The following is a 21,185-nucleotide window of genomic DNA, read 5'->3' as shown; positions in this document are numbered from 1 at the left end:
GGTCCTCCTGCCCTCGGCGGCGGCCTGCCGGCCGCTCGCGGGGTGCGGGCCGGACCGTGACCCCCGCACCTCCGGGCGGCCCCATCCGGGCGCTGGCTCTAAAGTACGGGCATGTCCGTTGACGGGTGGAACACGATCCTGGTGCTCGGCGGTATCCGGTCCGGAAAGTCCGAGTTCGCCGAGGCGCTGGTCGCCGACGCGCCGACGGTCCGCTACGTGGCCACCGCCGCCGACGCCCCGACCGACGACGCGGAGTGGGCGGCCCGCCTGGCGACGCACCGCGCGCGTCGACCGGAGACCTGGACGACCGAGGAGACCGCGGACGACCCGCGCCGCCTCGCGGACGTGATCGCCGCCGCCGGGCCCAACGAGACGCTGCTCGTCGACGACCTCGGCGGCTGGGCGACCGTGCTGCTCGACCCTGCGCACCAACCGGCCGATGACACCGCCACCATCGCCGAACTGGCGGCGGCGGTCCGCTCCTGCGCGGCCCGGCTGGTGCTGGTCAGCCCCGAGGTCGGGCTCTCCCTGGTGCCCACCACCCCGCTCGGGCGGGCCTTCACCGACGCCCTGGGCGCGGCGAACCGGGCGGTCGCCGACGCCTGCGACGCGGTGGTCCTCGTGGTCGCCGGCCAGGCCGCCTGGCTGAAGCCGGGCGCCCCGCAGCCGGTCGCCGTACCCGCACAGGCCGCTCCCGCGCAGGCCGAACCGGCGCAGGCGCGCGCCGCCGCCGTGGCTACCGTCGCCACCGGCCAGCCGGTGGCCGCCCCGCAGCCCTCCCCGGAGGTGCTCACCCCCGGCACGTCGCCGGCACCGGTCACCCCCGCGGCTTCAGGCGGCACCGGCTGGGCCGCCCCGACCGTGGCGCTGCCGATGGTCGCCACGGGCCTGGTCATCCAGCCCGGCATGGAACTGCCCATGCCCGACGAGTACACCGGTCCGCAGGCCATCGAGCGGCTCGCCACCCTGGACGTGCCCGGGGCGGGGCTGGGCGTGCTGGAGCAGGTGGTCGGGTTCGCCGCCGCCACCCAGGGCACCGCCACGCCGGCCCCGTGGGACTCGGTGCGGGTGCTGCTGCTGCACGGCGACCACCTCGGCGGCGCCGCCGCCGGCAACGCCGAGGGCGAGTCGGCGCGCCGGGCCCGCCAGGCCCGCGCCGGCCAGGGGGCGCTGGCCCGGCTCGCCGCCGAGAGCCGCGCCGAGCTCCAGGTGGTGGAGGTCCCGACGTCCGCGCCCATGGAGGTCGAGCAGGCGCTGGCGGGAGAGCAGGTCGAGGTCGCCCTGCGGTACGGCTGGCGGCTCGCCGAGGAGGCCGCCGACGCGGGCGTACGGCTGCTGGTGCTCGGGGCGTGTGGTGCCGGCACCGAGGCCGCCGCGGCGGCGGTGCTGGTGGCGACGGCGGGCGCCGAGGCGCCGGCGGTGCTCCGGCGGGTGGTCACCGACTCGGGTGAGATCGACGACGCGGCCTGGATGAGGCGGTGCGCGGCGGTGCGGGACGCCCTGCACCGGACCCGGCTCTCGCCGCGCAGCGCCAAGGACGTGCTGGCGGAGCTGGGCGGCGGGGACGTCGCCGTGGCCACCGGTGTGCTGCTCGGCGCCACCGCCCGCCGGCTGCCGGTCATGCTCGACGGGCCGGTCGGGGTGGCCGCCGCCCTGGTCAGCCGCGACCTCGCCGGGCAGGCCCGGCACTGGTGCCTGCTGGCCGACCACGGCGGGCACCCCGCCGTGCGGCTCGCCGCCGACGTGCTCGGCCTGACGCCGCTGTTCGACCTGCGGCTCGACCTGGGCGAGGGCGCCAACGCGCTGGCGGCGCTGCCGCTGCTGCGCTCGGTGCTGACGCTGGCCGCCGCGCTGCCGGCGCACCCGTCGCTGGGCGGCGGCGGGGCCGCCGGGCCGGACACCGACGAGCCCGACTTCCACGAACCGGAACCGGCCGGCCCTGGACCGACCAGCACCGACGGGCCCGACTTCCGAGAGCCGGCCGGACCCGGCCCGGACGAGCCCGACTTCCGGGAGCCCGAGCCGGCCGGGCCGGGACCGGTCAGCACCGGGCCGGAGACGGAGGCGGTGGATCCGTCCGGCCGGCGTGCCGGCTGAGTCGCGGTTCGCCGACGGGGCGCGGCTGGCGCTGACCACCTTCACCACCCTGCCGGTACGCGCCGGTCGCATCGACCGCTCGGTGGCGGGTACGGCGATGGCGCTCGCCCCTGCCGTCGGCGCGCTGCTCGGCGTCGTCCTCGGCGGGATCCTGCTGCTCCCGGGCGCGCTCGCGCCCCCGCTGGTCGCGGCGGCGGTGACCGTCGGGGCCGGGGCGCTGCTCACCCGGGGGCTGCACCTGGACGGGCTGGCCGACACCGTGGACGCGCTGGGGTCGTACCGGCGGGGAACGGCCGCACTGGAGATCATGAAGAAGCCGGACGTGGGCCCGTTCGGGGTGGTCGCGCTGGTGGTCGTACTCCTGGTGCAGACGGCGGCCCTCGCGGAGGTGGCGGGGCGGTCGTGGCCGGCGGCGCTCGCGGCCGTGGTGACGGCGACCGCCGCCGGGCGGCTCGGCGTGGCGGTGGCCTGCCGGCGCGGGGTGCCGGCCGCCCGCCCGGAGGGGCTCGGCGCGCTGGTCGCGGGCACCGTCGGGCCGGTCGCCCTGGCCGCCGGGGCGGTGGCCGTCGCGCTGCCGGCGCTCGCGGCCGTGCCGGGCCGCCCGTGGCAGGGGCCGCTGGCCGTCGCCGCCGCCCTCGCCGTCGCCGTGGGGCTGCTGCGACACGTGGTACGCCGGCTCGGCGGCGTCACCGGCGACGTGCTCGGCGCGACCGTGGAGGTCGTCACCACGCTGGTCTACCTGGGAGTGGTGCTGTCCGGCTGAGCGGGGCACACCCCGGCGGGTAGCGTTCTCCCACGACAGCACCCGCCGACCGGGGGACGACATGCTCATCACGGACGACTTCCTGCCCGTACCGGTTCCGGAATCGCTGAGCGCGACCTACCTGGTGCCCATGACGGGGCTACCGAAGGTGAGCACGAAGTCCGCCGTGGCGCAGCTGACCGGCCGGCTGGCCGAGCCCGTGCACGGGCTGGCGCGGCAGATGCTCGAGAGCCCGCTGATGAGCGTGGACACCCGGCCGATCGCCGAGTTCCCGGAGCTGCCGCCGGACCTGCTCACCGCCTTCGGCGCCACCGAGGCGCAACTGGCCCGGCTGGCCGCCGCGAGCCACCTGGTCGTGGTGCAGGCCGAGTACCGACCCGGTTGGCCGCCGGCCCACGAGTGGGCGGCCCGTGCCGTGGCCGCCGCCGTCGCCGAGACCGTCGAGGGCGACGTGGTGGACGTCTTCGGCCTCCAGTTCCTCGACCCGGCGACGGCGCTGCGCTCGCTGCCCGACGCCCAGGGGCGGATCCGGCTGGTCGACTGGGTGCTGGTGCCCTACTCGTCCGACGCCGAGGGACTCTGGTTCACCACGAAGGGGCTGCGCCGCTTCGGGCTGCTGGAGTTGCAGACCCAGGGCGTACCGGACCACCTGACCCGGGCCTGGGGCGCGGTGATGACCGGTGCCGCGCGGCGGCTGCTGCGGGACTGGACCGACGGGCTCTCCGGTGAGGAGGTGCCCGCGTTCGTGCAGCTGCCGGTGCTGGCCACCGTGACCGGACACGACATCGCGGTGGCGTACGGCAATCCGGAGCAGCACGGTGCGACGGCGCCGGTGCTGCTGCGGCTGGAGCTGGACCCGGCCACCGATCCCGACGCCGACTCGTTCCTCAGCCTGCGCCCGCCCGCCGGGTACGCGGGACCGGACGGCCGCTACTTCGCCACCGCCTGCGCCACCCTCTTCACCGGCATCCAGCCGGACGTGCGCTACGCCCGGCCGGGCGACGCGATGAGCCGGGCGGTCGCCACCGCCCGGGCCGGGCTGGGCGACATCCGGGCCCGGTTCCGCGCCGGCCAGCTCCCGCCGGAGACGCAGCTCGTGGTCAAGTACGGCCTGCCCGGCGACGACGGCCCGGAACTCGTCTGGGCGGGGGTGACCTCGTGGGACGACCCGGAGCGAATCGAGGCGGCCAGCGCCAGTGACGCCGACACCGACCCGACCGTGCGCATCGGCTCCCCGGTCGTGGTGGAGGCCGCCGACGTGGTCGACTGGGCCGTGCTGGACGGCACCGGCGTCATCGAGGGCGGCTGGACCCAGGCCGTCCTGGACGCCGGCGAACGCCCCCACCCCCCACTCTGACCCTCCCTCCCCACCTCCCACTCCCACCCACTCCCGCCCTCCCCGCCCGCACCGTCGCGTTGATCATGAAGTTGTTGCCGGGACACGCCGATCCGGGCGACAACAACTTCATGATCAACAGGGCGAGGCGGAGGGTGGGGTGGGTGGGGTGCGGTGGGGTGGGTGGGTCAGCGGACCGAGGGGGTCACGAACGGGGGGCGGGTCACGCGCATCTGGGCGCGGCGGCCGCGGATGTCCACCTCGACCAGGTCGCCGTCGGCCAGCTTCGCCCCGGTGTCGAGCAGCGCGAGGGCGACGCCCTGCTTCTTCGTGGGCGAGAACGTGCCGCTGGTGATCGTGCCGACCTGCGCGTCGCCGACGTACACCGTCATGCCGGGGCGCGGGATCGCCCGGTCGACCGCCTCCAGGCCGCGCAGCGTACGCCTCGGGCCGGCGGCCTTCTCCGCGAGCAGCGCGTCGCGGCCCCAGAAGGCCGGCTTGTCCCAGCCCACCGCCCAGCCGGAGCGGGCCTGCACCGGGGTGATCTCCGGCGACAGGTCCTGGCCGTGCAACGGGTACCCCATCTCGGTGCGCAGGGTGTCCCGGGCGGCCAGCCCGCAGGCGCGCAGCTCGGGATCCGCCGCGAAGAGCGCGTCCCACACCGCGACCGCGTCGGCCGCCGGCACCACCAGCTCGTAGCCGAGCTCCCCGGTGTAGCCGGTGCGGCACACCGTCAGCTCGACCCCGTCGAGCGTCGCCGTGGAGAAGCTCATGTAGTCGTGGTCGGTCGGCAGGCCCAGCGCGTCGAGCAGCTCGGCCGAGCGCGGCCCCTGCACGGCGAGGACGGCGTACGCCTCGTGCTCGTCGGTGACCGTGACCGACGGCGGCGCGGCGGCGCGCAGCCGGCGCACCACCTCGGCGGTGTTCGCGGCGTTCGGGATGAGGAAGACGTGCTCGTCGTCGTGCAGGTACGCGATGATGTCGTCCACCACGCCGCCGGTGGCGTCGTCGCAGCAGAGGGTGTACTGCGCCCGGCCCGGCCCGATGCGGCCCAGGTCGTTGCTGAGGCAGGCGTTGACGAACTCCGCCGCGCCCGCCCCCGTGACCCGCGCCTTGCCCAGGTGCGAGACGTCGAAGACGCCCACCCCGGTCCGCACCGCGGTGTGCTCCTTCAGCACCCCGCCCCCGGCGTACTCCAGCGGCATCTCCCAGCCACCGAACGGGGCGAACTTGGCGCCGCGAGCGGTGTGCCGCTCGTGCAGCGGGGAACGGCGCAGCCGGGTCGCGGCGGCGTCGGAGGTCACGTCGGTCATGGGTGGGAACTTACCGGGAGCTGGACGGCTGGTTAGCATCGGCGGGACCCGTCGGAGCCGTCGGCGGGACAGCCCCGACCTCCGGCGGGTACGTTCCGCCGGAGACCTCCATCGCCGGTACGCGACGACGCGACCGGCCCGGCCCGCCCGGAGTAGCTTCAGTGACATCGCCCAGCACCACCCTGAGCCTGGTCGACACCGACCCCGCCGAGCTAGCCGTCGACGCGATCGTGATCGGCGTGCACAGCCAGACCGGAGAGCAGGCCGCCACCAGCGGCCTGGCCGGGACCCTGCTGCTGGCCAGCGGAGCGGAGAGCATCGCCGCCGCCTTCGACGGCAGGCTGACCGAGACGCTGGCCCTGCTCGGCGCGACCGGTGGCCCCGGCGAGGTGATCAAGCTGGCCACGCTGGGCACCGTGACCGCCCCGGTGGTCGCCGCCGTCGGGCTCGGCCCGGAGCCGACGGGTGCCGCCCCGGCCCCGGAAACCCTGCGCCGGGCCGCCGGTGCGGCCGTACGGGCGCTCGCGGGCGCGCCGCGGGTGGCGCTCGCACTGCCGCTGCCGGACGACGCCGACGCGCCGGCGGCGCTGCGCGCGGTCGCGGAGGGCGCCCTGCTCGGCGGCTACCGCTTCGCCGGCTACAAGACCCGGCCCCAGCCGGCCCGGCGCGAGCCGGTCGCCGAGGTGCTCATCGCCGTGCCGGACGCCGCCGACGCCGGCGCCCAGGCCGAGATCGCCCGCGCCCAGGTGGTCGGCGGCGCGGTGCGGCGCAGCCGCGACTGGGTCAACACCGCCCCGAACGAGCTGCGCCCGCCGTCGTTCGCCGACTCGGTGGCCGACGCCGCCCGGGAGGCCGGCCTGACCGTCGAGGTGCTCGACGAGGCGGCCCTGGCCGAGGGCGGGTACGGCGGCATCGTCGCCGTCGGACAGGGCTCCGAGGCCCCGCCGCGGCTGGTCAAGCTGAGCTACACCCCGGCCGGCGGCGGCAACGGCAAGCGGGTGGCGCTGGTCGGCAAGGGCATCACCTTCGACACCGGCGGCATCTCGATCAAGCCGGCGCAGGGCATGTGGGAGATGAAGTCCGACATGGGTGGCGCCGCCGCGGTGGCCGCGACCATGCTGGCGATCGCCGCGCTCAAGCCGTCGGTGGCCGTGACGGCGTACCTGCCGATGGCGGAGAACATGCCGTCCGGGCGGTCGTACCGGCCGGGTGACGTGATCAGCATGTACAACGGCAAGAAGGTGGAGGTGCTCAACACCGACGCCGAGGGCCGGATGATCCTGGCCGACGCCATGGCGCGGGCCTGCGAGGACGGCTGCGACTACCTCTTCGAGACCTCCACCCTGACGGGCGGGCAGGTCGTCGCGCTGGGCAAGCGGATCGCCGGCGTGATGGGCACCCCCGAGCTGTGCGAGCGGGTCCGGGACGCCGGCGACGCGGTCGGCGAGCCGGCCTGGCCGATGCCGCTGCCGGACGACGTACGCAAGGGCATGGATTCCGACGTGGCGGACATCTCCCAGGTCAACGCCGGCATGGATCGGGCCGGGCACATGCTCCAGGGCGGGGTGTTCCTGCGGGAGTTCGTCAGCTCCGACGTCGCCTGGGCGCACATCGACATCGCCGGACCGAGCTACCACTCGGGCGAGCCGACCGGCTACTGGACCAAGGGCGGCACGGGCGTGCCGGTGCGCACGCTGGTCCACCTCGTGGAGGACGTCGCCGCCAACGGCTGACGGGTGCGGAAAGGGCCCTTCACCGACGCGACGCGTCAGGTGAGGGGCCCTCCCCGCATCTGCCGGAGGCGGGGGTCAGAACAGCTCGGGGCGGCGCTTGCGGCGCTCGTTGAAGTCGCGCATCCGCTGCGGGTAGCCCATCAGCCGCACGTCGTAGACCGGGATGCCCATCCGGTACGCGAAGCGGCGCGCGCCGTCGGGGCCGTCGATGCGCCGGCGGGTCCACTCCCCGTCGTCGGCGATCAGCATGACGGTGGTCTCGGTGACGGTGGTGCGTGGCTCGATGTACGCCTCGACCCCGCGCCGGCTGCGGACGAAGCCCTCCAGGTGCTCCAGGTCGGCGCGGTCGGCGGCCCGGTCCAGGCTGACCGCCCGCGTCTTCTTTCGTCGCCGGAACAGTCCCACCGAGCGTCTCCCCCTCCGGTCCGTCATGCGAGCCAGTGCCAAGGGTACGTGCCACGGACGTGTCGTTGGGCACCTCGGTACGCGGGCGGCGGGCGGTGGTGACAAGATGACCGAGGTGGGGTGTGCCCGTCTTACCCCGCCATGACCCCCCGAAGCAGTGACGCGACCTGGGAGTTGGACGTGAGCGAGCCGAACGACGCAACCTTCGACATCGTCATCCTCGGAGGTGGCAGCGGCGGCTACGCGACCGCCCTGCGCGCCGTCCAGCTGGGCCTGAAGGTCGCGCTGGTCGAGAAGGGCAAGCTCGGCGGCACCTGTCTGCACAACGGCTGCATCCCGACCAAGGCGCTGCTGCACGCGGCCGAGATCGCCGACCAGACCCGCGAGTCGGAGCAGTTCGGCGTGAAGACCGAGCTGGTCGGCATCGACATGGCGGGGGTCAACTCGTACAAGGACGGCGTGATCTCCCGGCTCTACAAGGGCCTCCAGGGCATGCTGAAGGGCAACAAGGCGATCACCATCGTCGAGGGGCACGGCAAGCTGGTGGGCAAGAACGTCGTCGAGGTCGACGGCAAGCGCTACACCGGCCGCAACGTCGTGCTGGCCTCCGGGTCGTACGCCAAGAGCCTGCCCGGCCTGGAGGTCGACGGCGAGCGGGTCATCACCAGCGACCACGCGCTCACCCTCGACCGGGTCCCGGCCTCGGCGATCGTGCTCGGCGGCGGCGTGATCGGCGTCGAGTTCGCCAGCGTGTGGAAGTCCTTCGGGGTGGACGTCACGATCATCGAGGCGCTCCCCCGGCTGGTCGCGGCCGAGGACGAGGAGTCCTCGAAGGCGCTGGAGCGGGCGTTCCGCAAGCGGAAGATCAACTTCAAGGTCGGCAAGCCGTTCGAGAAGGTCGAGAAGACCGACAAGGGCGTCAAGGTCACCATCGCCGGCGGTGACACCGTCGAGGCGGAGCTGCTGCTGGTCGCCGTCGGGCGCGGCCCGAACACCGCCGACCTCGGCTACGAGGAGCAGGGCGTCAAGATGGACCGCGGCTACGTGCTGACCGACGAGCGGCTGCGCACCAGCGTGCCGAACGTCTACGCCGTCGGCGACATCGTCCCCGGCCTCCAGCTCGCCCACCGTGGCTTCCAGCAGGGCATATTCGTCGCCGAGGAGATCGCCGGCCAGAACCCGGCCGTCATCGACGAGGCCGGCATCCCGCGGGTCACCTACTGCGACCCGGAGCTGGCGTCGGTCGGCCTGACCGAGGCGAAGGCCAAGGAGCAGTACGGCGCCGACAAGGTCAAGACCTACAACTACAACCTGGGCGGCAACGGCAAGAGCCAGATCCTCAAGACGGCCGGCTTCGTCAAGCTCGTCCGGGTGGAGGACGGCCCCGTGGTCGGTGTGCACATGGTCGGCGCCCGGGTCGGCGAGATGGTCGGCGAGGCGCAGCTCATCTACAACTGGGAGGCGTACCCGGCCGAGGTGGCGCAGCTCGTGCACGCCCACCCGACGCAGAACGAGGCCCTGGGCGAGGCGCACCTGGCGCTCGCCGGCAAGCCGCTGCACGCACACGCCTGATCACGACAACCGCGGCGTCCGGCGACGGGCGATGATCCCACCAGGGGAATGAAGGAGTCTTAGAAGATGCCGGTATCGGTCACCATGCCCCGGCTCGGCGAGAGCGTCACCGAGGGCACCGTCACGCGCTGGCTCAAGCAGGAGGGCGACACCGTCGAGGTCGACGAGCCCCTGCTCGAGGTGTCGACCGACAAGGTCGACACCGAGATCCCGTCCCCGGCGGCGGGTGTGCTGAGCCGGATCGTGGTCGGCGAGGACGAGACCGCCGAGGTCGGCAGCGAGCTGGCCGTGATCGCGGGCGAGGGCGAGTCCACCGGCGGCGGCGAGTCCGCCGGGCAGCAGGAGGAGCCGGCCGAGGAGGCCGAGGAGGCAGCCGAGGAGCCGCAGGCCGAGGCGGAGCAGCCGGCCGTCGAGGAGCCGCCGGCGCAGGCCGAGCAGGCGCCGTCGGGCGAGGGCACCCCGGTCAAGATGCCGGCCCTGGGCGAGAGCGTCACCGAGGGTACGGTCACCCGCTGGCTCAAGCAGGTCGGCGAGACCGTCGAGGTGGACGAGCCGCTGCTGGAGGTCTCCACCGACAAGGTCGACACCGAGATCCCGTCGCCGGTGGCCGGCACGGTCCTGGAGATCAAGGTCGCCGAGGACGAGACGGCCGCCGTCGGCGCCGACCTGGCCGTGATCGGTGCCGCCGGAGCGCAGGCGAAGCCGGAGCCCAAGGCCGAGCCGAAGCCCGAGCCCAAGGCGGAGGCCAAGCCCGAGCCCAAGCCGGAGCCGAAGGCGGAGGCCAAGCCCGAGCCCAAGGCGGAGGAGCCGACCCCGGGCCTGTCGTACAACGAGCCGTCGGCGGAGGCCGAGACCTCGGCGCAGCCCGCGCAGGCCGAGCAGAAGGCCGTCCCGTCGGCCCCGGCCGCGCAGCGCCCGTCGGCGCCCGCGCAGGGTGGCGGCGAGGAGGCCGCCGGCTACGTGACCCCGCTGGTGCGCAAGCTGGCCAGCGAGCACGGCGTCGACCTCTCCTCGGTCAACGGCACCGGCGTCGGTGGCCGGATCCGCAAGCAGGACGTGCTGGAGGCGGCGGAGAAGGCCAAGGCCGCCAAGGCCGCGCCGGCCCCGGCGCAGCAGCCCGCCGCGGCGGCGGCCCCGGCCAAGCCGGCCGCCAAGCCGCAGCCGAGCGCCAAGCGCGGCACGACCGAGAAGCTCCCCCGGATCCGGGCGACGATCGCCAAGCGGATGCAGCAGTCGCTGCACGAGATGGCGCAGCTCACCACCGTGGTCGAGGTGGACGTCACCAAGGTCGCCAAGCTGCGGGCGCAGGCCAAGGAGTCGTTCCAGCAGCGGCACGGCGTGAAGCTGTCGTTCCTGCCGTTCTTCGCCCTCGCGGCGGTCGAGGCGCTCCAGGCGTACCCGATCGTCAACGGCAGCATGGACCTCGACGCCGGCACGATCACCTACCCGGACTCGGAGAACCTCGGCATCGCCGTGGACACCGAGCGGGGCCTGATGGTGCCGGTGATCCACGGCGCGGGCGACCTCAACCTGGGCGGCATCGCCAAGCGGATCGCCGACCTGGCCGAGCGCACCCGCACCAACAAGATCAGCCCGGACGAGATCGCCGGGGCGACCTTCACGCTGACCAACACCGGCAGCCGCGGCGCCCTCTTCGACACCCCGATCGTGCCGTCGCCGCAGTCGGCGATGCTCGGCACGGGTGCCGTGGTCAAGCGTCCGGTCGTGGTCAACGACCCGGAGCTGGGCGAGGTCATCGCCGTCCGGTCGATGGTCTACCTGGCCATGTCGTACGACCACCGGCTGATCGACGGCGCGGACGCCGCCCGCTTCCTGGTCGCGGTCAAGGAGCGCCTGGAGGCCGGCAACTTCGAGGCCGAGCTCGGCCTGTAGTTCCCGCACGACGACGAAGGGCGCCCCGGTCACCGACCGGGGCGCCCTTCGCCGTTCCGCCGCCCGAGCCACGGCGGTTGCCGACCCGCCGCCCCCACCGACCCGCCGCCCCCCGCCGCCCCCGCCGTCGCGCCGTCGCGCCGTCGCGCCGAGCTTCCCGGAGCGCCGTCCGGCCGCCGTCCGGCCGCCGGACTGGTGCGATTCGGTCCCGGTGAGGACAGGGCGCTGCCAGAGTGACGGGGTGGGTGGCATCCGGTGGAGCGAGCGGCTGGGACCGGCCGTCTCGATCGCCCCCGGCGCCCGGGTCGACCGGTTCGAGGTGTTCTTCGACCTGGTCTTCGTCTTCTCGTTCTTCATCATCACCAGGACCACCGCCGCCCACATCTCCGGTTGGCAGATCGCGCACGCCATGCTCGTGCTCGCCGTGCTCTGGTGGTGCTGGGTGGTGCACTGCGTGGTCGCCACCCGGGTACGACTCGGCGAGGGCTTCGTCCCGGTGCTGATGGTCCTCGGCATGGCCGCGCTGTTCAGCTTCGCGCTGTCCCTCCCCCAGGCGTTCAGCGACACGAAGGACGTGGCCGCCGGCCCGGTGGTGGTCGCGCTCAGCTACCTGGTGATCCGGGGCGTGCACCTGTCGCTGTACTGGCACATCGCGCGGGAGAAGCCCGGCGAACGCCGGCTGCTGCTCAAGTACTCCCCGGAGATGGCGGTCAGCACCCTGCTGCTCATGGCCGCCGCGCTGATCCCGCCGCAGATCGAGGACACGGAGCGGGCCGGGATGCTGCGCAACGGGCTCTGGGTCGGCGTCGTGCTGCTCCAGTACGGCGGAGGTCTGGTCGCCGGCGCCTGGGGCTGGACGGTGACCTCCGCCGAGCACTGGACCGAGCGGTACGACCTCATCCTGATCATCGCCCTGGGCGAGTCGGTCATCTCCGTCGGCGTCGGCAGCAACCTGCTCGGTCAGCCCCCGACGTGGCCGGCGGTCGCCGCGGCGGTGCTCGGCATCTTCTTCACGGCCGCGCTGTGGTGGGCGCACTACGACGTGATCGCACCGGCCGCCCGGATCGCCCTGCACGCGGCCCAGGGCCGGCCCCGGGTCGCGATGGCCCGGGACGCGTACGCCTACTTCCACCTGCCGATGATCGCCGGAGTCATCCTGTTCGCCCTGGGTGCCGAGGAGATCGTGCACCAGGTCGCGGAGCCGGAGACGCCGATCGGGGACCCGACGCGTGGTCCCGGCGTCCTGCTGCTGTTCGGCGGAGTGATCTGCTACCTGTGCGCCAACATGCTGTTCCAGGCCCGTACCCTGCGCACCGTCTCCTGGACGCGGGTCGGCACGGTGCTCGTGCTCGCCGCCGCCATCCCCGTCGGCCAGCGGTTGCCGGGGTTGGCCGCCCTCGCCCTGCTCACCGCGATCTGCATCGGGCTGGTGGCCGTCGAGGCGGTGGTCATGGCGGACTCCCGGCGCGCCCTGCGCGAGCTGGTCTTCGAGGAGAAGACCAGCCACGAGGCGCACGAGGCCGCCTGGCGCGCCCGCTGGCGCGAGCCCACCCCGGACGAGCCCTCGACCTGACACTCGGGCCCGGAGCACACCCCCCTCCCGCAGGGCCGTAGCACTCCGTAGCACCCTGGATTAGGATCGTGTCGTGGCAGAGCACGCTCATCGGGAGATAACGCAGCGGGAGCTGCGCAACGACTCGGGCGCGATCATGCGGCACGTCGAGTCCGGCGAGTCCTTCGTCATCACGCGCAACGGCACCCCCGTCGGAAAGCTCATCCCGCTGCGCCGGCGCACGTTCGTCCCCCGGGCGGAGGTGCTCGCCGCCTTCGCGACGGCCCCCGTACTCGACGACGAGAGGTTCCGCGCGGACATCGATTCGTCGGTCGAGCAGGACCCGTTCAGCCGTGAGTGGTGAGGCGCCGGTCCGTGGCCTGATCGACACGAACGTCGTGATCCACCTCGGCGCCCTCGGCCCGGAGGACCTGCCCGAGCAGATGGTGATCAGCGCCGTAACGCTCGCGGAGCTCTCCGCCGGCCCGCACCACACCGACGACCGCGCCGAGCGGGCCCGGCGGACCAGCGTCCTCCAGCATGCCGAGGCCGTGTTCGAGCCGCTGCCCTTCGACGCCGAGGCCGCGCGGGCCTTCGGCCTGGTCACCAGTGCGGTCCTGGCCACGGGCCGCACCACCCGCCGCCGGCTGGCAGACCTGATGATCGCCTCCATCGCGTACGCGAACGGGCTGTCGCTCTACACCACCAACCCGGCCGACTTCGTCGGGCTGGAGGAGCTGGTCTCCGTCCGGCCGGTCCGGCGGCCCTGACCGGGCACGTGTCGCCGCGCCTGCTGTCGTAGGGTGGGCGCAGCGTCGCGGTGCACCCGGCAAGCAGACCGCCGAGGGCATGGAGGCGCGGGACAGCATGGGACACACATGCCCCCCATCACGCCGCACGAGCGCCTGCGGGCCCTCGGCAACCACCTGGTCGAGATCCACCTCTGGCTCCGCGAGGAGTTGGCCCGCCTGCGCGAGGGGGTGGGTGACCCCGGCGTACGGCCGAGGGACCTGCGAGCCCACTGCCTGGCCTTCTGCGCGGCACTGACCCGGCACCACACCGGCGAGGACGCCGGGGCGTTCCGGGTGCTGGGCGAGCGGATGCCTGAGCTGGCCCCGGTGCTGCGCGAGCTGGAGGCCGACCACCACATCGTGGCCGAGGCCCTGCGCCGGGTCGAGGAACTGGTCGGTGGGGCCGCGCCGCCCGACGAGATGCGGGCCGAACTGGACACTCTCGCCGCCCTGCTCGAGACGCACTTCGTCTATGAGGAGAAGAAGCTCGTGCGCGCGCTCAACGGGCTGACCGAGGGCAGCCCCGAGGGCCTCCTCGGGGTTCCGCTCCCGCCGCTCGACCGTGACCCTGGACCGGTCCGCTGACCCGCACCCGGGCGAGAGCGCCGGCGGCACCACGGGGGTCGACTCGGCGTTCGACCCGGCCCGGGGTCTGCCGGTAGCAGAATCGCGGTCGTCGGGCTTGGCCGGTAGGCAGCGCCCGGGCAGGGTGGGCGCATGGCGATCTTCTCCCTCCAGGCGGTCCCGTCCGACGGCCCGGGCTGGCTGGACCTGGCCCGGCGGGCCGAGGCGGCCGGCTTCGACACCCTGTTCACCGCCGACCATCCGGGTTCGGCGGCGTCCCCCTTCGTCTCGCTGGCCGCCGCCGCGGCGGTGACCGAGCGGATCGGCCTCGGCTCGTACGTCTCCAACGCCGGGGTCCGCGAACCGATGCTGCTCGCCTCGGACGTGGCCTCCCTCGACCTGCTCTCCGGCGGGCGGGCCAGGTTCGGCCTCGGCGCCGGCCACACCCCGGCCGAGTGGCGCGCGATCGGGCGGGAGCGCCCCGACGTCGCCGGGCGGGTGCGTCGCTGCCTGGCCGTCGCCGAGGCCGTCCGCGCCCTGCTCGACGGCGAGGAGGTCACCGTCGACTCCCCCGACCTGGTCATGCGGGCCGCACGGCTGGAGACCCCCCGACCGGTGCAGCGGCGGATCCCGTTCACCCTCGGCACGGCGAACTCCACCATGCTGCGCTGGGCCGGCGCGCACGCCGACGTCGTCGGGCTGTCCGGGCTCGGCCGTACTCTGCCCGACGGCCACGCGCACACGGTGCGCTGGCGCGAGGCCGACATCGAGCAGCAGCTCGACTGCGTCGCGGCCGGGGCGGCCGGGCGGGCCGAGCCGCCGGTGCTGGAGGCGCTCGTGCAGCACGTCGCCGTCACCGACGACGCCGAGGCCGCCGCCGCGTCCACGGCGGCCGACGTCGGGCTGACCGTGCCGGAGCTGCTCGCGACACCGTTCGTGCTCGTCGGCACCGAGGACGAGATCGTCGCGGCGGTCGCCGCGCACCGGCGCCGCTGGGGCGTCACCCACTTCGTCGTACGCAAGGACGCGCTCGACCCGCTCACGCCGGTACTGGCCCGCCTCGCCGCCTGAGCAGCGCACGGAACGACGACCAGTACGGCGCGTTCCGGCTCTCCCTGCGAACCCCGCGCGAGGCCCCCTCGACGCCGCACACGGCAATCGCTCTGCCTGCCTACCCATGATCGTTGACAGCTCAGCAACGGCCACCCCGGCGGGTCGAGTCGTTCAGCTGCCAACGATCAGGAACTGCCCCTGATGCGGCGTCTCGATGTTCGGCATGGACAGCAGCGCTGAGCAGCAGGGCAGCGGAGCATGGAACTCCGGTTCCCAGCCAGTGACCCCTATGAATCAGTTCCGACCTTCCGGTCATCGAAACCTTCTGACATCATCCGACGAAAGATCGAAGGTTATGACCGTGGAGGTTAGGATGCTTTCCCGCCTGACGAGTTCCCTCAGCATCGCCGTGCTGGCGACCGCCGCGTTCCTGGTTCCGGCGTCGCCCGCCGCCGCCGCACCGTCGTTCCGGGTGCCGTTCCCGTGCAACCAGACGTGGTCCGGTCAGACCCGCAGCGACCACAGCCCGCAGTACGCGATCGACTTCAACCGGGCCAACGACCACGGCGACCCGGTCAAGGCCAGCGCCCCGGGCACGGTGGACCGGGTCACCAACCTCGGTGACACCAGCTACGGCCGGTACGTGCGGATCAACCACGGCAACGGGTACACCACCTACTACGCCCACCTCAGCGGGTTCAACGTCTCGGTCGGCCAAACCGTCGGCTACGGCACGACCATCGGGTACGTGGGCACCAGCGGCGGCTCCACCGGCTCGCACCTGCACTACGAGCAGCGCCTTAACGGCGCCGACATCAAGGTGCGCTTCAGCGGCAACCTGGCCCTCTACTACGGGACGAAGAACTACGTGCGGCTCGCCGGCTGCTGATCCAGCTGTCGACCGCCCCGGGGTTCCGGGCGTGGCGGCGACGGCGATCCGGCCGTCGCCGCCACGCGGCCGGGGAGTGCAGGTGACCGGATCCGACCGTCGCCGCCCCCGACCGCAGGAGCGCAGGTGACCGGCCGCAGGACGGGTGGCCGCCCGTACCTGATGATGTGGGTATGCGGATCCTCATGGCCGGCGCGTCCGGCTTCCTCGGCACCCGGCTGATCGACCGGCTCACGGCGGACGGACACCAGGTCACCCGGCTGGTGCGCCGGCCGCCGCGTACCCCCGACGAGCGGCAGTGGAACCCGGCCGCCGCGCAGCTCGACCCGGCCGTGGTGGCCGAGGCGGACGCGGTGGTCAACCTGGCCGGCGCGGGCGTGGGCGACAAGCGGTGGAACGACGGGTACCGGCAGCTGATCCGCTCCAGCCGGGTCGACACCACCACCACGCTGGCGATCACCATCGCCGGCCTGACGCAGGGCGACCGGCCCCGGACCCTGCTGAATTCCTCGGCGGTCGGCTGGTACGGCAACACCGGCGACCGGACCGTCGAGGAGGACGCCCCGGCGGGCGAGGGCTTCCTGGCCGACGTGTGCCGGGTCTGGGAGGCCGCGACCCGACCGGCCGAGGACGCGGGCGTACGCGTCGTGCGGATGCGCACCGGGCTGCCGCTGCACCGCGACGGCGGCCTGCTGAAGCCGCAGCTCCTGCCGTTCAAGCTGGGGATCGCCGGCCGGCTCGGCAGCGGCCGGCAGTGGCTGCCGTGGATCTCGATGGCGGACTGGCTGGACGCCGTCCGGTTCCTGCTGGACCGCGACGACGTCGCGGGGCCGGTCAACCTGGTGGGACCGGCCCCGGTGACCAACGCCGAGTTCACCCGCGAGCTGGCCCGGCAGCTGCACCGGCCGGCGATCATCCCGATCCCGGCGCTGGCGCTGAAGGTGGCGCTCGGCGGCTTCGCCCACGAGGCGCTGACCAGCACCCGCGTCCTCCCCGCGGTGCTCACCAAGGCCGGATTCACCTACCGCCACCCCACCCTGTCCACGGCCCTGCAAGCCGCCCTGACCACCCCCTGACCCCCCACCCCGCCTGCCCGACCCCGGTTGATCATGAAGTTGTTGTCATGACACGCCACGCGGGACGACAACAACTTCATGATCAACGCGTCGGGAGAGGGACCGGGCGGAGCGGGAGCGGGGTGGTCAGCAGCCGATCACCCAGTGGTTGGGGGCGGTCTGCTTGAGGGTGCTGGTGTAGAAGGTGTTGTAGAGGCCCATCCGCTCGTTCGAGCCGTTGGCGTAGGCGTAGCCGCCGGAGTGGTACGCACGGCCCGCGACGACGTGGGCGTAGTTGCTGGCCGTCACGCAGGTAGGGGCCGTGGTCGGGCTGGCCGTCGGGGAGGCGGTCGGGCTGGCGGTGGGGCTCGCCGTGGGGCTCACGGTCGGGCTCGCCGTCGGGGTGGGGCTGGGGGGCGTCGCGCCGTTCAGGCCGAAGAAGACCGCGTCGTGGTACGCCGAGCAGATGGTGTCCAGCAGGTAGGCGCCGGCGGTGCCGCACTGCTCCGCCCCCGAGCCCGGGTCGACCGGGGTGCCGTGGCCCATGCCGGAGACCCGGTAGACGCGTACGTCGTCGTTGCCGTACACCTCGAGGGCCGTGTTGGCGGGCAGCGACGCGGTGCTGGTGGGGGTCTGCGACACGCCCCGGACGTTGGTCCACTGGTCGCGCAGCTCGGTGGCGTTGGCCGGCACGACGGTGGTGTCCGACGTGCCGTGCCAGACGGCGACCCGGGGACGCGGGCCGGTGTGTCCCGGGTACGCGGCCCGGACCAGGTTGCCCCACTCCTGCGGGGTCTTGTTCACCCCGCTGTACTGGCAGGTGCTGGTGGAGGCGGGCGGCGAGCAGCGGTACGGCAGGCCGGCGATGACCGAGCCGGCGGCGAAGACGTCCGGGTAGGTGGCGAGCATGACCGCGCTCATCCCGCCACCGGCGGAGAGGCCGCTGACGAAGACCCGGGAGGCGTCGGTGCCGAAGTTGTTCCGGGCGTGGTCGACCATCTGCTTGATCGACAGCGCCTCGCCCGAGCCTCGGGTGATGTCCTGCTCGACGAACCAGTTGAAGCAGCTCAGCGCCTGGTTGGCGCTGGACTGCTGCGGCACGATGAGGGTGAACTTCCACTGGTCGGCGAACTTCTGCCAGCCGGAGTTGGCGAAGTAGCCGGCCGCGTTCTGGGTGCAGCCGTGCAGCAGCACGACGGCCGGGGCGCCCGCCGGCAGGTTGTCCGGCCGGTACGCGTACATGGCGAGGTTGCCGGGGTTGGAGCCGAAGTTGGTGACCTGGGTCAGGGTGGCAGCCTGGGCTGGGGCGGCGACGGTGGTCACCGCGGCGGCGGCGAGGACCACCCCGGCGACCACGCCGGTCAGCCGGGCGAGCAGGGACGGGGAGCGGCGCACGGGGCCTCCTGGGGACGGGGTGTGAACTGGGTCACCCGCGAATTGCCGCGAGGTTACGTCGATACGTCGATGCTGTGACATGGGGCACGGTCACACATTCACGGCCGGAAGGATGTGCGTCCTGACCGGCCTGCCCCGGTGCGGTTGGTAACGTCCGCTGCGTGCCGTCCTCCCCGTCCCTGGCGCCTTCGCCGGCCTCGCCGCCCCGCGTCGTCCGCCATCGGCGGGCCGACCTGATCGTGGCGCTGGTCGCGCTGGCGCTCGCCGTCTGGGTGACCAGCGGGCTGTGGCGGGACCCGAACACCCGCGCCATCACGGTCAACTCCAGCGACCAGGCGCTCTTCGAGTGGCTGCTGGCCTTCGGCGGTCACGCGGTGACCCACGGGGACAACCCGCTCTTCACCTACCTGGTCAACGTCCCGGACGGGGTGAACCTCGCGGTCAACACCTCGATCACCGTGTACGCGGTCGTCTTCGCGCCGCTGACGTACCTGATCGGGCCACCCGCCACGTTCCTGGTGATCCTCACCCTCAACCTGGCCGCCACCGCGCTCGCCTGGTACTGGCTGCTCTCCCGGCACCTGGTCCGCAGCCCGCTCGCCGCCGCCGTCGGCGGACTGTTCATTGGCTTCTCCCCCGGCATGGTCTCGCACGCCAACGCCCACCTGAACTGGACCGCGGGCTGGCTGGTGCCGCTGCTGATCTGGCGGACCTTCGCGCTGCGCCGCTCCCGGCACGCGCTGCGCGACGGCGCGATCCTCGGCCTGCTCGTGGCGGTCGCCTTCTCCATCGCCGCCGAGGGGCTCTTCTTCACCGCGCTGGCGCTCGGCGTCTTCGTCGCCGTCTGGGCGCTGCACCCGGCCCACCGCGCCGAGGCCCGCGCGGCGCTGCCGACCTTCCTACGCGGCCTCGGGGTGACCGCCGTCGTGGCGGGGGTCCTGCTGGCGTACCCGCTGTGGCTGCACTTCGCCGGCCCGCAGCGCTTCCACGGCACCGGCTTCGACGCCGTCATCCACTCCGAGGACGTCGTCGCGTACGGGGCGTACCCGCGCCGGTCGCTCGCCGGGGAGGCGGGACTGGGCACCCAGCTGGCGCCCAACCCGACCGAGGAGAACTCGTTCTTCGGCATCGGGCTGCCACTGCTCGCCGTCGCCTGCTTCGTGACGCTGTGGCGCCACGCCGACGCGGGCCGCCGGGCGACGCTCTGGGCGCTGGGCGTGACCGCCGCCGTCTTCACCGTGCTGTCGTTCGGTCCCGTGGCCAAGATCGACGGGCGGCGCGTCGACCTGCCGATGCCGTTCGACCTGCTCGGGAACCTGCCGGTGGTGAACGCCGCCCTGCCCGCCCGGCTGGCGCTGATCGTGGCGCCGGTGATCGGGGTGCTGCTCGCGTACACCGTCGACCAGCTGCGCGCCGACCCGCCGCGGCAGCGCCGGACGCGCCTGGCGTGGTGGGCGGGATTCGTGCTGGCGCTGCTGCCGCTGGTGCCGACCCCGCTGCTGACCATCGAGCGCGAGCCGATCCCACGCTTCATCACCGCCGGGACGTGGCGGGAACATGTCTCTCCCGGCGGGGTGCTCACCCCGGTGCCGCTGACCCTCGACGTCTACCCCGACGGTCAGCGCTGGCAGGCGTACGCGTTGGCGCACCGGCAGGGCGAGTTCGCCATCCCCTCCGGCTTCTTCCTCGGCCCCGGCGGCCCGGACGGGCGGGGGCGGATCGGCCCGCCGCCGCGCCTGTTCAGCGCACTGGTGGACCAGGCCGGCCGGACCGGGACCGTACCGATCGTCACCGAGGGCAGCATCGAGGAGGTCCGCGCCGACCTGCGGCACTGGCGGATCGAGACGATCGTGCTGGCCGACGAGGTGCACGGGGCGAAGTGGCCGGTCGACGAGGAGGCGATCCGGCGTACGGTGACCGCGCTGCTCGGCCCGCCCGAGCGGGTGGACGACGTGTGGCTGTGGCGGGTCGCGCAGGGCTGAACCGCCCCGGCCGATCCGTCCCCTCGTGAGCCGCGTCACCGCAGGTGACCCGCCGGTACGGGGCTAGGCTTGGCGGCGTGACCACGACGACCCCCGGCCTCACGGCCGTCCGCGCCGGTGTCCTCGACTACCTGGCCGCCTGGGACGAGCAGCGCCGGCTGCACGAGTCGGTGGTCGCCGGGGAGCGCGGCGACACCGTGCTGCTGCTGGAGCACCCGAGCGTCTACACCGCCGGCAAGCGCACGGAGCCGTGGGACCGCCCCATGGACGGCACCCCGGTCGTCGACGTGGACCGGGGCGGCAAGATCACCTGGCACGGCCCTGGGCAGCTGGTCGGCTACCCCATCGTGCGGCTGCCCGACCCGGTCGACGTGGTCGCCTACGTACGCCGCACCGAGCAGTTGCTGATCGACGTCTGCGCCGAGTTCGGGCTGACCGCCGGCCGGGTCGAGGGACGTAGCGGGGTCTGGGTGCCCGAGGACGACCGGGGGCCGGCCCGCAAGGTGGCGGCCATCGGCATCCGGGTCGCCCGCGGGGTGACCCTGCACGGCTTCTCCATCAACTGCGACTGCGACCTGGGGTACTTCGACCGGATCGTGCCCTGCGGCATCCGCGACGCCGGGGTCACCTCGCTCACCGCCGAGCTGGGCCGCCCGGTCGCCGTGGCCGACGTGCTGCCGGTCGTCGAGCGCCACCTGCCGACGCTGTTGGCGTGACCGTCGGCGGGCCGCGTCCGCTCCACCGCCGGCCCGTCGGACGAGGAGCCCCGTGGAATCCCACGCCGGTTCCGGC

General features: G+C 73.8%; 18 protein-coding genes. 15 read left to right on the top strand and 3 right to left on the bottom strand.

Features of this window, described 5'->3' with window-relative positions; translation table 11 throughout:
* Window positions 1-111: 111 nt before the first annotated feature.
* From ACGFIR_RS22535 to ACGFIR_RS22525, 3 genes are all read left to right on the top strand, one after another.
* Window positions 112-2,097: a bifunctional adenosylcobinamide kinase/adenosylcobinamide-phosphate guanylyltransferase gene (locus tag ACGFIR_RS22535; RefSeq protein ID WP_393146943.1), complete on the top strand. Its 1,986-nt coding sequence runs from the start codon at window positions 112-114 to the stop codon at window positions 2,095-2,097.
* On the top strand, window positions 2,087-2,860 hold the full coding sequence (gene cobS / locus ACGFIR_RS22530) for an adenosylcobinamide-GDP ribazoletransferase (RefSeq protein WP_393146941.1): 774 nt from the start codon (window positions 2,087-2,089) through the stop codon (window positions 2,858-2,860). Before ACGFIR_RS22535 ends, cobS begins: the two co-directional genes overlap by 11 nt.
* A 61-nt stretch (window positions 2,861-2,921) precedes the next feature.
* Window positions 2,922-4,217 carry a DUF2314 domain-containing protein gene (locus tag ACGFIR_RS22525; RefSeq protein WP_393001999.1) on the top strand — a complete coding sequence of 432 codons (1,296 nt, stop codon included), beginning with the start codon at window positions 2,922-2,924 and terminating at the stop codon, window positions 4,215-4,217.
* 167 nt (window positions 4,218-4,384) lie between these two features.
* On the opposite strand, the gene gcvT is transcribed toward ACGFIR_RS22525, so the two are convergent.
* The gene (gcvT, locus tag ACGFIR_RS22520; RefSeq protein ID WP_393001997.1) at window positions 4,385-5,509 is read right to left on the bottom strand and encodes a glycine cleavage system aminomethyltransferase GcvT; all 1,125 of its coding nucleotides are present in this window, start codon (window positions 5,507-5,509) and stop codon (window positions 4,385-4,387) included.
* Window positions 5,510-5,670: 161 nt separating this feature from the next.
* On the opposite strand from gcvT, the gene ACGFIR_RS22515 reads away from it, so the two are divergent.
* Window positions 5,671-7,242 (top strand): leucyl aminopeptidase, encoded by a 1,572-nt coding sequence (locus tag ACGFIR_RS22515; RefSeq protein WP_393001995.1) that lies wholly within the window; start codon window positions 5,671-5,673, stop codon window positions 7,240-7,242.
* A 75-nt stretch (window positions 7,243-7,317) separates the two neighbouring features.
* On the opposite strand, the gene ACGFIR_RS22510 is transcribed toward ACGFIR_RS22515, so the two are convergent.
* On the bottom strand, window positions 7,318-7,647 hold the full coding sequence (locus ACGFIR_RS22510; protein WP_393001993.1) for a hypothetical protein: 330 nt from the start codon (window positions 7,645-7,647) through the stop codon (window positions 7,318-7,320).
* Window positions 7,648-7,788: 141 nt separating this feature from the next.
* Here ACGFIR_RS22510 and lpdA point away from each other — a divergent pair, with 141 nt between their 5' ends.
* The 9 genes from lpdA to ACGFIR_RS22465 all read left to right on the top strand — a co-directional run bounded on the left by lpdA (window position 7,789) and on the right by ACGFIR_RS22465 (window position 17,037).
* The gene (lpdA, locus tag ACGFIR_RS22505) at window positions 7,789-9,219 is read left to right on the top strand and encodes a dihydrolipoyl dehydrogenase (RefSeq protein ID WP_393001991.1); all 1,431 of its coding nucleotides are present in this window, start codon (window positions 7,789-7,791) and stop codon (window positions 9,217-9,219) included.
* Window positions 9,220-9,285: 66 nt separating this feature from the next.
* Window positions 9,286-11,112, top strand: a complete 1,827-nt coding sequence (gene sucB / locus ACGFIR_RS22500) for a 2-oxoglutarate dehydrogenase, E2 component, dihydrolipoamide succinyltransferase (RefSeq protein WP_393146939.1) — start codon at window positions 9,286-9,288, stop codon at window positions 11,110-11,112.
* A 241-nt stretch (window positions 11,113-11,353) separates the two neighbouring features.
* On the top strand, window positions 11,354-12,685 hold the full coding sequence (locus tag ACGFIR_RS22495) for a low temperature requirement protein A (protein WP_393146937.1): 1,332 nt from the start codon (window positions 11,354-11,356) through the stop codon (window positions 12,683-12,685).
* 73 nt (window positions 12,686-12,758) lie between these two features.
* Window positions 12,759-13,028, top strand: a complete 270-nt coding sequence (locus tag ACGFIR_RS22490) for a type II toxin-antitoxin system prevent-host-death family antitoxin (RefSeq protein WP_132236089.1) — start codon at window positions 12,759-12,761, stop codon at window positions 13,026-13,028.
* Window positions 13,018-13,434 carry a type II toxin-antitoxin system VapC family toxin gene (locus ACGFIR_RS22485; RefSeq protein ID WP_393001985.1) on the top strand — a complete coding sequence of 139 codons (417 nt, stop codon included), beginning with the start codon at window positions 13,018-13,020 and terminating at the stop codon, window positions 13,432-13,434. Before ACGFIR_RS22490 ends, ACGFIR_RS22485 begins: the two co-directional genes overlap by 11 nt.
* Before the next feature lie 108 nt (window positions 13,435-13,542).
* On the top strand, window positions 13,543-14,040 hold the full coding sequence (locus tag ACGFIR_RS22480; protein ID WP_393001983.1) for a hemerythrin domain-containing protein: 498 nt from the start codon (window positions 13,543-13,545) through the stop codon (window positions 14,038-14,040).
* 132 nt (window positions 14,041-14,172) lie between these two features.
* Window positions 14,173-15,090 carry an LLM class flavin-dependent oxidoreductase gene (locus ACGFIR_RS22475; protein WP_393001981.1) on the top strand — a complete coding sequence of 306 codons (918 nt, stop codon included), beginning with the start codon at window positions 14,173-14,175 and terminating at the stop codon, window positions 15,088-15,090.
* 355 nt (window positions 15,091-15,445) lie between these two features.
* Entirely contained in the window at window positions 15,446-15,961 is a 516-nt protein-coding gene (locus tag ACGFIR_RS22470; RefSeq protein ID WP_393001979.1) for a M23 family metallopeptidase, read from the top strand.
* 173 nt (window positions 15,962-16,134) lie between these two features.
* Window positions 16,135-17,037: a TIGR01777 family oxidoreductase gene (locus ACGFIR_RS22465; protein WP_393001977.1), complete on the top strand. Its 903-nt coding sequence runs from the start codon at window positions 16,135-16,137 to the stop codon at window positions 17,035-17,037.
* 126 nt (window positions 17,038-17,163) lie between these two features.
* Here ACGFIR_RS22465 and ACGFIR_RS22460 read toward each other — a convergent pair whose 3' ends face one another.
* Window positions 17,164-18,411, bottom strand: a complete 1,248-nt coding sequence (locus ACGFIR_RS22460; RefSeq protein WP_393001975.1) for a PHB depolymerase family esterase — start codon at window positions 18,409-18,411, stop codon at window positions 17,164-17,166.
* Between the two features lie 161 nt (window positions 18,412-18,572).
* On the opposite strand from ACGFIR_RS22460, the gene ACGFIR_RS22455 reads away from it, so the two are divergent.
* Together ACGFIR_RS22455 and lipB are read left to right on the top strand one after the other, a co-directional pair.
* Complete coding sequence (locus ACGFIR_RS22455; protein ID WP_393001973.1) at window positions 18,573-20,393, top strand: DUF3488 domain-containing protein; 1,821 nt, start codon at window positions 18,573-18,575, stop codon at window positions 20,391-20,393.
* Window positions 20,394-20,470: 77 nt separating this feature from the next.
* Window positions 20,471-21,109 (top strand): lipoyl(octanoyl) transferase LipB, encoded by a 639-nt coding sequence (gene lipB, locus ACGFIR_RS22450; RefSeq protein ID WP_393001971.1) that lies wholly within the window; start codon window positions 20,471-20,473, stop codon window positions 21,107-21,109.
* Window positions 21,110-21,185: the final 76 nt, after the last annotated feature.

Origin of the sequence: Micromonospora sp. NPDC049051, from assembly GCF_043197575.1 — a bacterium.
Classification (GTDB): Bacteria; Actinomycetota; Actinomycetes; order Mycobacteriales; family Micromonosporaceae; genus Micromonospora.
This window is presented reverse-complemented; position numbering and strand designations above follow the sequence as displayed.